This window comes from bacterium (genome assembly GCA_026708015.1).
Classification (GTDB): domain Bacteria; phylum Actinomycetota; class Acidimicrobiia; order Acidimicrobiales; family Bin134; genus Poriferisocius.
Map to the genome: position 1 here is coordinate 88,096 of JAPOVT010000041.1, position 16,099 is coordinate 104,194.

Annotated in this window: 13 protein-coding genes; 6 read left to right on the forward strand and 7 right to left on the reverse strand. The window is 62.7% G+C overall.

All coding sequences use genetic code 11. The features are described 5' to 3' along the window. Nucleotides 1-20: 20 nt before the first annotated feature. Nucleotides 21-728 (forward strand): PaaI family thioesterase, encoded by a 708-nt coding sequence (locus tag OXG30_09020; protein MCY4135039.1) that lies wholly within the window; start codon nt 21-23, stop codon nt 726-728. Next, a complete protein-coding gene (locus OXG30_09025; GenBank protein ID MCY4135040.1) occupies nt 725-1,807 on the forward strand; it encodes a DUF1214 domain-containing protein in 1,083 nt (360 codons plus the stop codon). The genes OXG30_09020 and OXG30_09025 overlap by 4 nt, the downstream gene beginning before the upstream one ends. Here the strand turns inward: OXG30_09025 and OXG30_09030 are convergent. Genes OXG30_09030 through OXG30_09040 form a run of 3 tightly spaced genes read right to left on the reverse strand, consistent with a single transcriptional unit; the run spans nt 1,804 to nt 3,719 of the window. Beyond that, on the reverse strand, nt 1,804-3,063 hold the full coding sequence (locus tag OXG30_09030; protein ID MCY4135041.1) for a sulfotransferase: 1,260 nt from the start codon (nt 3,061-3,063) through the stop codon (nt 1,804-1,806). The genes OXG30_09025 and OXG30_09030 overlap by 4 nt on opposite strands. A 30-nt stretch (nt 3,064-3,093) precedes the next feature. After that, on the reverse strand, nt 3,094-3,507 hold the full coding sequence (locus OXG30_09035; protein MCY4135042.1) for a PIN domain nuclease: 414 nt from the start codon (nt 3,505-3,507) through the stop codon (nt 3,094-3,096). Next, nucleotides 3,498-3,719 carry a ribbon-helix-helix protein, CopG family gene (locus OXG30_09040; protein ID MCY4135043.1) on the reverse strand — a complete coding sequence of 74 codons (222 nt, stop codon included), beginning with the start codon at nt 3,717-3,719 and terminating at the stop codon, nt 3,498-3,500. Before OXG30_09040 ends, OXG30_09035 begins: the two co-directional genes overlap by 10 nt. Nucleotides 3,720-3,750: 31 nt before the next feature. Here OXG30_09040 and OXG30_09045 point away from each other — a divergent pair, with 31 nt between their 5' ends. Next, nucleotides 3,751-4,821, forward strand: a complete 1,071-nt coding sequence (locus OXG30_09045; protein MCY4135044.1) for an SDR family oxidoreductase — start codon at nt 3,751-3,753, stop codon at nt 4,819-4,821. A 24-nt stretch (nt 4,822-4,845) separates the two neighbouring features. Then, nucleotides 4,846-5,571 carry an organomercurial lyase gene (merB, locus tag OXG30_09050; GenBank protein MCY4135045.1) on the forward strand — a complete coding sequence of 242 codons (726 nt, stop codon included), beginning with the start codon at nt 4,846-4,848 and terminating at the stop codon, nt 5,569-5,571. 18 nt (nt 5,572-5,589) lie between these two features. Here the strand turns inward: merB and OXG30_09055 are convergent, their stop codons facing one another. Beyond that, nucleotides 5,590-7,758: a malate synthase G gene (locus OXG30_09055; protein ID MCY4135046.1), complete on the reverse strand. Its 2,169-nt coding sequence runs from the start codon at nt 7,756-7,758 to the stop codon at nt 5,590-5,592. A 141-nt stretch (nt 7,759-7,899) separates the two neighbouring features. Here OXG30_09055 and OXG30_09060 point away from each other — a divergent pair, with 141 nt between their 5' ends. After that, complete coding sequence (locus OXG30_09060; protein MCY4135047.1) at nt 7,900-10,170, forward strand: isocitrate lyase family protein; 2,271 nt, start codon at nt 7,900-7,902, stop codon at nt 10,168-10,170. Nucleotides 10,171-10,173: 3 nt separating this feature from the next. Here OXG30_09060 and OXG30_09065 read toward each other — a convergent pair whose 3' ends face one another. After that, nucleotides 10,174-11,400: an MFS transporter gene (locus OXG30_09065; GenBank protein MCY4135048.1), complete on the reverse strand. Its 1,227-nt coding sequence runs from the start codon at nt 11,398-11,400 to the stop codon at nt 10,174-10,176. 47 nt (nt 11,401-11,447) lie between these two features. Between OXG30_09065 and OXG30_09070 the strand changes: the two genes are divergently transcribed. After that, on the forward strand, nt 11,448-12,161 hold the full coding sequence (locus tag OXG30_09070; protein MCY4135049.1) for an SDR family NAD(P)-dependent oxidoreductase: 714 nt from the start codon (nt 11,448-11,450) through the stop codon (nt 12,159-12,161). On the opposite strand, the gene OXG30_09075 is transcribed toward OXG30_09070, so the two are convergent. Together OXG30_09075 and OXG30_09080 are read right to left on the reverse strand one after the other, a co-directional pair. Then, the gene (locus OXG30_09075) at nt 12,158-14,662 is read right to left on the reverse strand and encodes an MMPL family transporter (GenBank protein MCY4135050.1); all 2,505 of its coding nucleotides are present in this window, start codon (nt 14,660-14,662) and stop codon (nt 12,158-12,160) included. The two genes, OXG30_09070 and OXG30_09075, sit on opposite strands and share 4 nt — an antisense overlap. A gap of 38 nt (nt 14,663-14,700) precedes the next feature. After that, a complete protein-coding gene (locus OXG30_09080) occupies nt 14,701-15,879 on the reverse strand; it encodes an oxygenase MpaB family protein (GenBank protein ID MCY4135051.1) in 1,179 nt (392 codons plus the stop codon). Nucleotides 15,880-16,099: the final 220 nt, after the last annotated feature.

A 16,099-nucleotide genomic window follows, 5' to 3' on the forward strand; every position in this document is an offset into this window, starting at 1 on the left:
GCCCCTATCTACCTCTTCACTTGACCGAACCGCCACTCTGGGACGCCCCCAGCGCTGCCCCCAGCCCCGACTACGGCGCTGGTGTCGAACGGCTGGCCATGGCCAGGGCCGCCCGCCGACTGCTGAACGCGGCGCGGGTAACCGCGGCAGGCGACGATGCCGTGTCCGAGGCCACCGACTTGATCGAGCAGGCAGCAAAACTGCTGGAGGCTGAGCAGATGGAAGGTCTCCACCGCCAAGGGGTGATGGGCGACCTCGAAACCGGTTTCGAGTCCCGCGACCCCATGGCGTTCTTCCCTTACAGCCCGATTATCGGACGGCTGAACCCGGCCTCGCCTCCGGCCGAATTCTGGGTTGAGGACGTAGAAGTTCACGGGCGGATGAACCTGTCGGCGGTTTATGCCGGTCCACCGGGACTGGTACACGGCGGGATCATCGCCATGGTGTTCGACGAGCTCTTGGGCGTGGTCAATGTGGTCAACGGCAGAGGTGGGTACACGGGGACACTCAATGTGAGGTACCACCGGCCTACCCCCTTGCTGGAGAATATCGCCCTGCGAGCCTGGCCATCAGGCAGCGAGGGCCGCAAGCTGTACGCCTCTGGGGAGATGCTCTACAACGGGACTGTGACGGCCAGTGCCGAGGGCGTCTTCATTCGGGCCAATCGCCAACTCGTCGACGACCTGAAGAAGCCACCGGAATCAGCAAGTCCAAAGGAGAACCCATGACAGACACCGGCTTTGAGACCAGCGCGGCAGTACACGAGCTGATCGATACCATGAAGGGCCTCGATCAGGAGTTTCTCTCGGGCCCCAAGGCGCTGGCCGATGACCAGGCGGTGCTAGAGGGCTACCGATGGATCTTCTCCATTACCCAGGTGGCGCTGGATGTGTACGTCTGGGCCGACACCAACCGGCCTCGGTTCACCGAAATCGTGGGCCCGTACAAGAAGTGGGGCGGCGATAACTCCGACGCCTTCTACTTCATGACCCGGATCGACCCCTCCCGCACTTACCGGGTGACCGTGGACCCCGGCGACGCGGTGTACCTGTCGCTCACCGTGTACGGCGGACCGGATGACGGCCGTTACTCCGAGCGCATCGTCGGAACGCTCAACACCACTCAGATGACTCCCAACCCCGACGGCACCTACGAGATGATCGTCAGTCCGAACGACCACGACGGCAACTTCCTGAAGCTGGCGTCAGATGCTGTGGTGGCCTGCACCCGCGACTACATGAACGACCCCGTCAACGGGGAGAAGGCGCGCTGGCGCATCGAGTGTTTGGACCCGGCTCCTGAGTGGAGTGACGTGCACACCGACGCTGAGGTAGCCCGGCGCTTCCAGCACGCGACTACGTGGGTGAAGGAGCAAGCCGCCATGGTTCCCATTCCGCTGGGCACGCTCAACCACATCGATGACCCCTTCCCGGTTCCCTCTGAGACCTTCGGCTGGGCCGCGGGGGATGCCTCCTACGCAATGGGAGCCTTCGAGTTGGACGATGATGAGGCGCTTGTTCTGAAGGGCCGCTCCCCGGAGTGCGTCTTCTGGAACATGTGCCTGTGGAACCAGTTTTTGCACTGTTTCAACTACGACTACGACGATGTCACGACCAATAGCTCCAAAGTGCAGCTCGACGATGACGGGTCGTGGACCATTGTGATCTCGGCAACCGACCCCGGTGTGCCCAACTGGGTATCCACCCAGGGCCGGCTTCACGGGCGCATCTGGTTCCGCTGGTTCTTGCCCGAGCGGACTCCCGACCCCATCGGCGCTGAGGTGGTCAAGTTGGCTGAGGTTCGCTAGTGCTCTAGCTCCACCGCGAAGCGGTCGGTGTAGAAACTGAGCGCTTGGCGGCGCTCCTTTGGAGTCATGCCGAAATCGGCCAGGTTGTAGATCACCCTGCCGTGCTTTCCCCGGGGATGCTCGACCATGTACTGGTCCATGGCCGCCTTCACATCGGAAGTAAACGGCTGGTCGGCCAGCTTGTAGATACGCTCCACCATGGCCACGTCATCGGCCATGAAATCGTGGAACAGCACGTCGATGGACTGCTCGGGAGGCACCAGGTCCCGGTCGTCAGTACACGACTGGAGCATGTCCTGGATGAGCTGGGCCCACCATTGGCCAATGCCGTGAACATCAACCGGGTGGGGGGCGCTCATGCGGGCCGAGTAGCAGATCATGGTGGCGAACGAGGCGGTGATCGACACCGGGTCTCGGTGGGTGAACACCACCGTGGCGTCACCGAACACGTTCATGAGCGGCCCAATCTGCTCCAGATGCTGGGGCGACTTGAGGACCCAGCGCTCGCGAGGCGGGCGCTGATGAGCAAGAACCTTGAGGATCCGCTTGAGATACTGGTAATGCGGGGTTTGGTCGTGCTCCTTGTAGTACGACCGCCAGGAGGGCATAACGGCTGAGCAGTCGAACAGCATCGTGGAGAAGTCGATTGCCAGCAGGTGGATTTCCTCGTGGACGTGGTCCCAGGTCATCTCGTGCATTCGGTCGTAATGGGGCACGGCCTTGTTCATGATCACCAGCCCGTCTTTGGCCCGCTGAACGCGGCCCTCAATGGTGCCGGCCTCTTCGGTAGGGGGCACCGGCTCCAGAGATTCCCACCAGGGCAGCGAGCGCAACGCCGGATCGGCAGATATGAGGTTGTGCAAATGCGTGGTGCCGGTACGGGGCAGCCCGGCGATCACGATAGGCCGGTCGACGGGTACGTCTAGGGCATCAGGGTGGTCCTTTATGTACAGCTCGATGCGCAGCCGATTGACCGCGAAGGCGGTGAGCTGGCTGAACTGGCTCAACTTGCCCATGGGGGAGAGGTCGGCCTCTGTGTCCATCGCCCGACACAGCACCTCCAACGGTTCCCGGAATTCGTCGGAGCCGAAATCGCTGAGCCCCGACTGGGCGGTGGCCGCGCCCAGCACTGCCTCGGGGCTCAATTCGATCTGGTCGGCCAGCGGCGCAGTTTGCTCCATCATCTCCGCAATCTCGGGCGGAAGCACCGGATCAACGAGGTCCTCAATGCGAATGGGGGCAGGGCGGTCGCTCACGCCCGGCAGATTAGTGGTGCTTGATTGGCTCTATAGCAACCGAAGTCGCTCTGTCGGCTGCCCAGTGACCTCGGCGATCAGCTCGTAGTCTTTGTCCACGTGCAGAACTGTGAGCTGAGCAGATTCGGCAGTGGCGGCGATCAGGAGGTCGGGAATCGCTGGTGCCCGGTGTTTGCCAATGTCGGCCAAGGCCATCTGAATCTCCATGGCTCGCCGCTCGATCGTCGACGTGATGTACTCCACGGGCATCTTGGAGAGTGGTGGTTCGTCGAGGTTTAGACGGTACTCGTCGGCCGAGCGAGCGGAGAATCCGATTTCCAGTTGGGTCAGCGTCGTAACGCGAACGAGGCCGCGCTCAATCCTCGACGTCCACTCCTCAGCATTGAGACTGCTCGGCAGACGCACATAGGCTGACTTGTCGATCAACCATGCTGTCACGACCAGGCTTTCGCCATGACTTCAGGATCAGCAAGGTCGGCACAGCGCTCGGCAGCCCGTTTCAAGTCAGCTACCGTCGTCTTGCCCTCACTTCTGGCGTGCTCCCTGGCTAGAACTCGCCTTAGGTGCTCAGCCCGGGACAGGCCCAAGCGCTTGGCCTTAGCGTCAATCTCCACCACCAAGTTTTCGGGAACGCCTCGAATCAGGATGTCAGCCATCGCTCCTCCTCACCAAACAAGAGTCTTCTACATGGACGATATCATAGATATCAAAGCAGAACTATCCCAGAACCCGAGGCCGCGCCGAACAGAATCGGCCAAGGTGCTGCGGACGAACCGATTCGTAACGTCACGCACAGACGCACAGTGTCGCGTCTATCGGCTTTGCCCCCAGCGCTTCCAGGAACTCGATGAGTGGCTTGAGCCCTACCGGTCGGCCAGCAGACGCCACCCTCGTCCGATATCGACACACCGGAACACCGGTCTGACGACCCGCGGGAACCCGCGAACCAGTCGGTGCAGAGTATTCACCGAGGGTAACGTCAGCGCCTATGGATCTTGGACTCCGAGGAGCGCGGGTAATCGTGACTGGGGGAGCCGGGGAATCGGGGCGGCCGCGTCCAGGATCTTCGCTGCCGAAGGCGCTCACGTGGCGGTGGTTGCCCGCACCCTTGCCGACGTAGAAGCAATGGCGGACGAGATCGGCGGAATCCCCGTGGTTGCCGATTTGTCGACGGCCACCGGGGTTGCGGCGGCCATGGATGAAGCTATGGTGCAGTTGGGCGGGGTTGATGTGCTGGTCAACAACGCTGGTTCTTCCACCGGGGGATCGATTCTTGACGCCGACGACCAGGCTTGGCAAGAGACCATCGACCTCAAGCTGATGGGATATGTGCGGGCCATGCGCGCCGTATTGCCAGAGATGCAACAGCAGGGCTCGGGCACAGTGGTGAACGTGCTCGGAGTGGCGGGCACGGAGGCATCACCAGGCTATGTACTGGCGTGCATCGTGACCGCGTTGACCCACGTAAGCGTCTCGGTCGGGCAACTGGTGGCGCCAGACGGTGTCCGGGTGGTGGCAGTGCACCCCGGGCCAACGGCCACCGACCGGCTGATAGAGATGGTCGCCAATGCCGCTGCCGCCCAGGAGATGAGTCCTCAGGAATTCGCCGACACGGTGCTCGGCAGCCGGATTCCCCAGGGCCGGGTCGGTCGGGCTGGCGAGGTGGCCCGGACCATCGTGTTCGCGGCCTCGGGGGCCTCCGGATTTACCAACGCCAGCCAGCTATTCGTCGGCGGTGGCTCGGCGGCAAAGATCTGACCAGGCGAGAACAGGAGTAGGACGATGCCCCAGCATGTACCCGAGATTCAGTGGACCGAGGACGCCCTTGAACTGCGGCAGTTCGTCTTCGACTACTGGGCGGAGAACAAGCGAGCCCCCAATCTGGCCGCCATGCACGCGGGAACCGGCATCGAGCGGCGTCGCTTGCTGGAGGCGCTCAAGCTCCTGCAACTGGGGATCGTGTTCGTGATTGACGAGACGTCGCCCAACTGCGACATCTTGAAGGCCCCGCCGTTCTCGGCGTTCCCCAGCCAGGTGGAGATGTACATCGACGGGGAGTTCCACAGCTATATCGGCTGCGCCCACGAGGGGATCGGGGTGTCGTGGACCCCGTACTTCCGGGACAAGGAGGTAGAGCTGCGGACCTACGACGCTCACACGCTGGAACCTATCACCCTCGTCTCCAAGGACTTCAAGCTCTTATCCGCGGAGCCCTCTGAGCCATTGATCCTGAGTACGGAGGTGATCTGGGATTGGGTGAACACCGACATGAAGCACATGTGCGACCACACCAACTTTGTGTTGAACCGCGAGAACGGGGCCGCCTACGAGGCGTCCATCGGCCGCCGGGGCATTTACTTCACCGTTGACCAGGTAGCTGAGTACATCGCGCTTGTGCTCAACATCCGCATCTACGACTACCACTGGCCCGCCATGACCATGGATCCACCCATGATCATCGACCGCCTCCGGGAGCTGGAGGTAGATCTAAGCCCGTGGGGGATGTAGCGCCGAAGGATCGGTCCCTCAACCGGACGCCTTTTGGCGGCGGCGGTGGGCGGTGAGGATCGGCTCGGTGTAGCCGTTGGGCTGATCGCGGCCTTCCAGCACCAAAGCCAGAGCCGCGCTGAACGGAATACTGGTCGCCAAGTCACTGCTCATGGGCTCGTAGGCAGGATCGTCGGCGTTCTGGCTGTCAACCACAGAGGCCATGCGTAGCATGGTCTCCACTACCTGCTCTTCCGACAGCAGCCCGTGGTGGAGCCAGTTGGCGATGTGCTGGGACGAGATCCGAAGGGTGGCCCGGTCTTCCATCAAAGCGACGTTGTCGATATCGGGCACTTTGGAACATCCCACTCCCTGGCCCACCCATCGGGTCACGTAACCCAGGATTCCTTGGGCGTTGTTGTCCAGATCCCGTTGGATCTCCGCCGGGGAGAGCTCGCGATCCGACGGTAAGACCGCGGGGGCGAGCATGGCTTGAACGGCCTCGGCACGGTCTGGCGGCGAGTTTGCAATCTCGGTCTGTCGAGCGGCAACGTCGGTTTCCAGATAGTGCAGTGCGTGCAAAGTGGCCGCGGTGGGGGAGGGGACCCACGCGGTGGTTGCTCCCGCTTGAGGATGGCCAATCTTCTCGTCCAGCATGGCCGCCATGTCGTCGGGCCGAGCCCACATTCCCTTGCCTATCTGGGCATGCCCCGGCAGACCCATAGCCAGCCCGACGGCCACATTGGCCTCCTCATAGGCGTTCAGCCATCCCGACGCCTTGATCTCCGCTTTGGGGACCATGGCGCCGGCTTCCATGTTGGTATGGATGTCATCGCCGGTTCGGTCCAGAAAGCCGGTGTTGATGAACACCACCCGCTCTGAGGCCTCGGCAATGCAGGCGGCCAAATTGAGAGACGTCCGGCGCTCCTCGTCCATGATCCCCATTTTCAGCGTGTTGGGAGAAAGGCTCAAGATGCCCTCAACCTCAGTGAACAATTCACGGATCAGAGCCGTTTCGCGGGGACCGTGCAGCTTGGGCATCACGATGTACACCGACCCGGTTTGGCTGTTGCGATGGGGGCCAGAGCCGGTCTGATTGTGGAGGGCACCCCAAGCTGCCACCGCCACGTCGACGATGGTCTCTGGAATCGGCTGGCTATTCAGGCGAACCATGTCGGTTTCCATGTGCAGGCCCACACTGCGGATCAACATGACGCTGCGACGACGCACCGTCATGGGACTTCCCAACCGGTCGATCACCGTCGAGTCGGCATTCAGGCTGCGGGTCATGGCCTGCCCGCCCTTGGTGAATGAAGCGGTGAGAGTGCCCTGCATCAGGCCGAGCCAGTTGGCATAGGCCAGGGTCTTGTCCTCCGCATCCACCGCGGCTACCGAGTCTTCAAGGTCCATGATCGCGGTCAGGGCCGATTCCATCATCACATCAGCCACCCCTGCGGGGTCATCTCGGCCGATGGCGTGGTCGCGGTCGATCACCAGCTCAATGTGGAGGCCGTGCTTGCGCAGCAGCACTGTTTCGGGTGCCGAAGCCATACCGGTATACCCGGCAAACTGCTCGGGAACGATCAGCTCTGCGGAAGTGCCATCGGTAAGTTCAACCCGCAGCCCATTGGCAGTCACCGTGTAGGCCACCGAGTCGGCATGGGAGCCGGAGGACAACGGAACATGGTCGTTCAGCAGAGCCCGAACTCGATCGATTACCCGCTGGCCCCGCATCGGGTTGTATGGCCCACTCCGCTCGGCGCCCTCCGCCTCGTCGATTGCGTCGGTGCCGTAGAAGGCGTCGTACAGACTGCCCCAGCGAGCGTTGGCCGCGTTGAGCGCATAGCGGGCGTTGTCCAGCGGCACAACGAGCTGCGGCCCGGCCAACGACGCAATTTCAGGGTCCACCCCCGCGGTGGTCACCGGCACTGGTCCGGGATCTTCGACCAGGTACCCGATGGAGCGCAGAAAGTCGGCCGCCCCCTCGGGTTCCGAACCCCGGTCAAGGTGCCAGGAGTCGATTCGAGCCTGTAGGTCGTCGCGCTCATCCAAGCTGGCTCGCACCCGCGGCGTGAAGCGTTCGACGATCTGCTCCAAGGACGACCAGAAGTCTCCGACCCCCACGTTGGTGCCAGGAGCAAGCCGATGGCTGACGAAGTCGGCCAGCGGGCTGGCCACTTCGAGCCTTCCAAGGGTCTCGTAGGTCATGGGCACGGCCTCAGGGTAGAAGTTGCTTTGGCCGATTTCTCAAGCAAGGTCATGTTTCCTGGAAATAAAGGTGCAGTTAGGCCTCGCGCGATTGCTATCGTCGCCGGACAACCACCCTCACCAGACCTGAGAGGTATCAGCATGGCCGCCAACGTTGCCGGTTCATTCGATGCCGAGGTCCGATCCACCCAGTCGTGGATGGTCTCGCCCCGCTTCGAGGGGATCACCCGCCTGTACTCGGCCCGTCAAGTAGTGGAGCAACGCGGGAATCTCAATCAGGATCACACCGTGGCTCGATTGGCGTCCGAGCGGTTTTATGCCCGCTTGCGGGAGTTGTTTGAGCAAGGGAGGTGCATCTCAACCTTCGGCCCCTACTCTCCGGGCCAGGCGGTGGCTATGAAGCGAGCCGGAATTGAGGGGATCTACCTGGGCGGATGGGCCACCTCCGCGAAGGGCTCATTGCACGAGGATCCCGGTCCCGATTTGGCCAGCTACCCGCTGGGCATGGTTCCCGATGAGGCGGCAGGTTTGGTCCGTGCGCTGTTGACCGCCGACCGCAACCAGCGGTTCGCCCGATCGCGGATGAGCATTGAAGAGCGCATGCGCTCCCCGGAGGTGGACTTCACCCCGTCGATAATTGCCGACGCCGATACCGGCCACGGCGGTGACGCCCACGTCAGAAATCTGATCCGCCGATTCGTCGAGGCCGGAGTGCCCGGGTACCACATCGAGGACCAAAAGCCGGGGGTCAAGAAGTGCGGGCATCAAGGCGGCAAGGTGTTGGTGCCGTGCGACGAACAGATCAAGCGGCTCAATGCGGCCCGATTCCAGTTGGATGTGATGGGCGTTCCCGGCATCATCGTGGCCCGTACCGATGCCGAGGCGGCCAATTTGCTGGACGGCGGCACCGACGAGCGCGATCAGCCGTTCATAATGGGGGCCACCCAGCAATCAGTCCCGTCGTACAAGGATGCCTATCTGGCGGTCTTGCGCCTGCTTGCCGAAGCTGGCGTGGAAGGGGTGAACGGTCATCTGCTGTATGCCGTGCCCGAGAACCGCTACAAGCGGGCCATCGCCTGGCTCGATCAAACCGGGGTCAACCAGATCATCGAGAAAGCCGCGGTCATCTACCACTCCTCACCCGACCCCCGGGCCGACGACGCCGTGGACAGAGCCTCCGATGCGCTGGCTGAAGCGTGGCACCGGGCGTCGGGGCTGGCCACGTATGCCCAGGCCGTGGCCGACCAGCTGTCGCTGCGGGCATCGGAGGGAGAGAGCTTCGGAATGGAAGTGGGGGAGTGGCTCGGCTTCGCTCGCACGGTCGACACCGCAACCGCCCGAAGCCGGGCCGCGGAGAAGGGCCTTGACGTGGCCTGGAACGCAGAGGTGGCCCGAACCACCGAGGGCTACTACCAGGTGCAGGGGGGCATCCCCTACGCAGTGGCCAAGTCACTGGCCGTGGCCCCGTACTGCGACCTGCTGTGGATGGAGACCAAGACTGCCGACCTCGGGGATGCCAAGGAATTCGCCCAGGCGGTCCATGCCGTGTACCCCGACAAGATGCTGGCCTACAACCTTTCGCCCTCCTTCAACTGGGACACCACCGGCATGACCGAAGACGAGATGCGCGAATTTCCCGCCGAGCTGGGTCGACTCGGATTTGTGTTCAACTTCATTACCTACGGCGGCCACCAGATCGACGGCATGGCCGGCGAGGAGTTCGCCGCATCCCTTCAACAGGACGGCATGCTGGCTCTGGCGCGGCTTCAAAGAAAGTTCCGCCTGGTCGATTCCCCGTACAAGACCCCTCAAACCCTGGTGGGGGGACCTCGGCTCGATGCCGCACTCATGGCCAGCTCCGGCCGCACCGCTACCACCCGGGCCATGGGCAAGGGATCGACCCAGTTCCAACACCTCGTTCAGACCGAGGTGCCCACCCGGGAGCTCGAAGGCTGGTTGGAGCGATGGGCGTTGCACAACAACGTCGATGCCGAATTGAATGTGCAATTGCGCCCCTACACAGCAGGGTCCGAGATCCTCGAACTCGTGGTTCGCAGCGGTGACAACGACCTTGCCAATGTGGTGTTCGGGGTGCTCCACGACCGGCGCCGTCGGGCAATTCTCTCGGTACGCGACCAGAACACCCACAGTCCGGCGCTGCGTCGCAAACGGCTGATGACCCTGATGCACCTCTATCTGATCCGGCGCTACAACGCAGTATCGGTCCAGTATCTGACCCCCACCGAGGACAACTTTCGACAGGCCGCGGGTATGCGAGGTTTGGGGTTCTACTCCTCGGTATCCGACGAGGTGGGGCAGATCACCGTGGCCGATGTCGACGAAGCAGTGGTGGCCAACCTGGTAAACGACGACGACGCCCTGCAAGGACTCATCCAAGGCCGAGGTGCTTAGCGGCTAGCTCTTGCCAACGGGCAGGGGAGTACCGGCCATCGCAGAGCGAAGCAGGAAGGCAAGCACAGCGGTAGCCATGGCCACCCCGGCCAGCAGCACCAGTCCAGCGGTTGATCCGCCCAGATCGGAGAACACGCCGAACAGAATTGGGCCGGTTACGCCGCCGGCCTCTCCCACTGTGAAGAACAGCCCGCCCGCCGCGCCCATGTTGCGCTGGGCAACCCCAGGAAGCTGCATCATCACCAGCAAAGCCATCGGCACGGCAAGTCCCTTGCTCAATCCGATGATGGCCAAACCGACGAACGTAGCTGGCCTGCCGTCGACGGTGAGCAAGACGATGGCCATGCCGAATAGAGCGAAAACCGCTGCCATGACGGCGATTCGGCTGCTTTCAGGGATGGACCGGGGGCCCAACAGTGCACCGACGATGCTTAATGCCGTGACCGCACCCGCCAAATAGCCCGCCACTGAACTGGAGAACCCCCGGTCTTCGATCACGGTCGGGAGCCACCCGTTGAGCGCGTGGTTGAAGAAGAACATGCCCAAAGCCATGACCAGCATGAGCTGGACCGCTCTACGGCTGAGCAGTTCCCAGGCACCGGAGAACCCGGGAGCGGGATCGGCATCGCGATCGGCGCCGGGAGCGACCCTCTCGGCCGCGGCAGCCGCTAGGAGCCAGATGGCTATGACCCCCACGGTGATCAGGGCATACACCAACAGGGTGGCCCGCCAACTCTGGTCGAAGGCAGGCATCAGCACGCTGTTGGCAGTGACCAAGGGGAGGACGCCGCCAATTGCCGGGGCGGTCATTGTGACCCCCATGACCATGGCTCGCTCCTGGTCATCGAACCAAACGCTGATTAGCTTGGGGGCGCCCACCGACACCAGGGGCCCGCCCAAGCCAAATACCGCCACCGAGCCGAACAGGGCGATGAAGCTGTCGGCCACTGGGCGCAACAGTGCGGAGACCGAGATAAGGACGGTGGCGATACCCAGCGAACGACGCAACCCAAGCCGGTCGACCAGCGCGCCGGAGGGGAGTGCCGCCACCAGGAACACCAGCGGCCATGCGCCCAGCACCGTGCCCATGGCCCCCTTGCTCATGTTGAGGTCTTCGCGGATGGTCTCCACCAGTGGCGCCATGGAGAACACCGCCAGCCCGAAGGAGAAGTACACCATCCACAGCGCGCCGAGCAGCACCCAGCGGAACTGATGGCGTTGATGGCGCACGCCGGGACCGTACCAACGCCGCGCCGCTTATCTGTCATGCTGGCCCGATGGGTACAGCAGTGGTAACCGGCGCCGGGCAGGGGCTCGGACGGGCGATTTCGAAGCGGCTAGCGGCGGACGGCCATCGCATTGTGGCGGTGGACCTGAACCCCGAGACTGCCGCAGCCACCGCGGAGAAGCTTGACGGGCAATGGCGGCAGTGCGATGTGTCCGATCCGGAATCGGTGGCGGCTCTAGCTGAATCGCTCACCCACGTGGACGTGCTGGTGAACAATGCCGGTATCTGGATCTTCGCCGACATGGACGACATGACCCCTGAGGATGTGCGCCGGGTGCTGGAGGTGAACGTGATGGGCGTGTTCTATTGCACCCAGGCATTGGCCCCGCTGATGGGACCGGGTTCCGCCATCGTCAACCTCTCGTCCAGCGCCGCCAATTCCAACTCGCCCGGGGTGGGCATCTACCCTCCGTCCAAGGCCGCAGTGGAAAGCTTCACCAAGCAAACCGCCTTGGAATTGGGCCGCCGGGGCATACGGGTCAATGCCGTCGGCCCGGGGATGATCCAAACCGAGGGCACCCAGGTCAACTACGAGGGCGAGCTAGGCCGGCGCCGGGCTAAGGCCGTGCCTTTAGGCCGAAACGGACAGCCTGACGACATTGCCGATGTGGTGGGATTTTTGGCCTCCGACGATGCCCGCTATGTGACGGGCCAGGTGATCTACGTCGACGGCGGCCTCAGCGCCGGTCGAGCTGCCCTCTAGCCGCCGCCTGCGCTCACCAGGCTGGCCTCGTGGGTCCGCCAGCGGTGGTAGTGGGCCCAGAGCACCAGCAGGGGAGGGAGCACGGTGAATGTGGCGATCAGGCCGAACAGGATCGCCACCGCGGCCAGGATGCCCAACTCCTGCATTGGCATGAGGGGTGAGAACAACAGCGCCAACAGGCCCAGTGCGGTGGTGAGCGCACTGGCCAACAGAGCCCCACCAGTGGTGACCATCGCCCCCCTGATGGCATCAACCACCCGCGCCGACTCCTCCAACTCTTCCAAGAAGCGATGCGTCAGGTGGATCGTGTAGTCGACGCCGATCCCGATGGTCAGCACCACCATCAGCGCGGTGCCCATGTTGTAGGAGATTCCGAACACCCACATGGCGCCCAGCAGCCAGGAGAGGGTCACGGCGATGGGAATAATGGTGATCAAGCCGAGCAGCGGGCGGGCCTGGCTTATTGCGAAGTAGGCCACCAGGATGGACAGCGCGGCGGCAATGACCAGGCCCACACTGAGAACCTGGCTGTCGGCCAGTTCCTCGGTGATCAGAGCGATAAGGGCGTCGCCGCCGGTGACGGTGATTTCGGAGCTGTCGCCTCCCCACAGAGTCTCCAATTCGGTGATCAGCTCTTGAAGAGCCTCGTTGCTCTCCACGGCAACCGGTATCTGGATGATGGTGCGGTCGAGTTCCCCGGTGCGGAGGTCGAGCACTTCGGCGAAGCCTTCAGGGTCCGCGCTTCTCAGCAGATCCCACGCCTGTCGGGCCTCCTCGTCGGTGGCGGTGATGCTGGTGTTGAGGTGGTCGAAAGCCGCGGCGACGGCGGGGTCGTAGTTGCCTCCGCTCTGCTCGGTTGAGTCGGCGAGCAGCGTTCCGGCTGAGGCCAGGGGAGGTCCCACAATGCCATCGGGTCGCCGCAGCGGATCAACCAGCGTGGCGTGCAAATCGGTGAGGTTACGAACCGCCCGGGCGTTGTCAAGGTCGGTCTCGATGAGCACCGTCATCAGGGTGGCGCTGCCGTCGAAGTTCTCCTCCAGAAAGTCGAAACTCTGGAAGGTGTCGGAGTCATTGGGCAAGAAGTCTTTGACGGCGAAGCTCGTGCTGAGGTTGTTCGCCGCCACGACGGACAGAACTGTGAGGGCCAAAGCAACGATGATGACCGGCAAAGGCCGGCGGGCAACGCCGGTGGCAACCCGGGGTAGGACGGCTCCTGCCCCGGGAATCGTATCGGCCAGTGGACGGGTTGTCGGCGCCTTTCCCTTAGCCGCGAGCCGACGGTCCAGTATCAACCGGGCGGATGGCACGAAGTTGGCCATTACGACCCAGCCCGAGATGACGCCGATGCTGGCGATAATGCCGAAGTCGGCAATGGGTTCGAAACGGCTGCTCAAGTTGGCCAGCAAGCTGATGGCGGTTGTGCCAGCAGCCAGCAAGACCGGCACACCGCATAGCCGCACCGAGCGGGCAATAGCCCGCCCGGAGGCGTCGCCGCCCTCACCGGTGTCTTTGGCATGCTCTGCGTTGCCGCCTCCCTCGTTGCCTTCACGCAGTGCCTCGCGGTAGCGACCGACGATCTGAAGGGCATAGTCCACCGATAGGCTGATGAGCAGGACGGGGACGAGCGTCAGGAGGATGTTGTCGGGATCGACGATGCCGACACCACCGGGGGAGAGCCAGGACAGAGCTCCGAACGTCCAGAGAATCGTCATACCGAGGCCCAGCATGGTGATGTGGACGTCGGACTGGGTCCGGTAGAACAGGGCCAGTAATACCACGATCACCGCGAGCGCGATCACGGTGAGGATCAGCAGGTTCTCTTCTCGGGCATCCTTGCCCTCGGCATCGCTTTTGGCCAGCGTGATGATGGTGACGTCAAGGGATGCCGTATCGAATGAATCGGCAATCTCATGGGCCCGCAATTGAGCCGCCTCTTGGCCGAGAGCGTCGCCGACATCGTCGAGAATGACCAGCGAGAGTCCGGCAATGGGAGCGCCGTCGCCGCCGCGGGCCACAAAGCGGCCGAGCAAGTCGTTCAATTCGGCGCGTTCTGGGTCCTGCGCCAACTGGGCCAGGCCGAGAGAAACTTGGGCATCAGTAAGCGTTTCCAGACTGAGACCCACATCGGCTGCCGCTAGTTCTAAGAGCTGGACGTATCCATAGAGGGGGTCATTGACCAGGAACGGCGCAATCTCCGGATCGCTGATGATGGCGGTTTGCAGGTCATTGACGGTCCGAAGGGAATCAGCGGTGAGGACGTCGCCTTTGGCCAGTATCTGGACCACGCGCAAGTCGGCCGCGGCGGGAAAGCTCTCCCTGATGGCGTCGGTGGCATCGGCCAGGTCGCTGTCGGCAGGAAGGAAGATCCCGGTGGAGTCGATTGGCCCCTCAGGCCGGTCTCGAACCAGGAAGCCGGCCAAAAGGGCCAGCGTCACCGCCCCCAATACCAGAAGAACGAGTTGTGGCGATCTCTGGATTGTGCGGGCCTGCCAGCGGAACATGCCTTGGCCTCAGAGAGTTGCCTGCCGGTTAGAGAGGCTCACCACTTGCTGGACTCCTCGGCGTAAACGTGGTCTGGCAGGTCGTAGGTGATTCCCTCGTCGTGATACCAAGACCCCGACATAAGGGTTGTGAAATTGGAAGCGTTGCTCTTGCGGGCCATCTTGGGAAGGACCCACGAGGTAAACCGGTCATACCTGGCCTGGACGCGGAACCAGGGCAGCACGCCGAACGTGGACTGCTTGGGATAGTTCAGCTGGTTGGCCAGCGAGTCTCCGATGAGCGCTCGCGAAACCTTGTAGACGTATTGCGACAACTTTTTGCCTTCGACTGGGTCGTCGATGCCAACCACCAGGGGTGCCGAATTGACCAGCGAATTAGCCAGTACGACAGAAGAGGCGCTGGGCTCTGGCTCGCACATGGTGCCGATGTCATACAGCTTCAAAGCATCGTTTTCTCCCTTGAAGAGGATCGACTCGGGAATTCCCAGAAGCAGCCCCGAGTAGCGCCATGTGGCCATGAAGCTGGCCGCCTCCTCTTCGCTGAACGCTGCTCCCAGACTCCTCATGTGCTTGAGCAGCCGGGCGGAGAACGCGGTGATCGCGTAGCCACAATGGGCGGCGCTCAACGGGATGCCCATAGCACCCACGTCCCAGTCCTCAGAATTGTTTAGCAAGTACCGGACCTGGGCGTGGACAAGGCGGATCCGAAAGGAGAGCCTCCACCCGTCTCCATAGGGCTCCATGCCGCCGGGAAAGAAGATCTCCACCATATGACGGTTGTTCTGCTGGAGACGTCGCACACCCTGGTAGCGCAAGCGGCCGGTAATGAAGAAGGACTCGCTGATGTTGGTGGAGAAACCCTCCACCAGGACTCCGGCCAACATTCCGGCCACCACCATCTTCCGGTTCCGGTGGAACATGTGAATGCCAGCATTCAAAGCGGGAAGGTCGAGCCAGTCTGGTGGGGACATGACATCGTCAAAGAGGGCGCGGACCTCAGATGGGGCATCAGGGAGTTCATTCCCGTCAGGAGGGCTCATGTAGGCCGAGATGAGCCGGTTCGACTCCGAGCGCTTCAGGGTGGAGAGAGCCTCAACGGCGGCATCGGCCAGGGGGTCGCCGATCATGGCGTGCGCGACGTAGTTCTCTGCCATTTCAGGTTCGAGGGCACGAGCTTGCGCGTAGCCGGGGTTGTCGTAGTCGGTGGGTGTTTTCATCAGTTTTCGATGAGGGATCTACCAAGTCTGAGACGGTCGGTAATGTTCATGCCAGATAATAGTCCCGGTTGAACCGAAAGCGGCTCTCCAGAGGAGAACCTTTGGAAGCCCATTTTTTTGGGGGGGGGGGGGGGGGTGCGGGGGGGGGGCGGGGTTTTTCAAAAAAAATTTAAGAACATCTTTTTTCTTCTGTTTATCGTTGCGCGTATTGTGGGGGGTA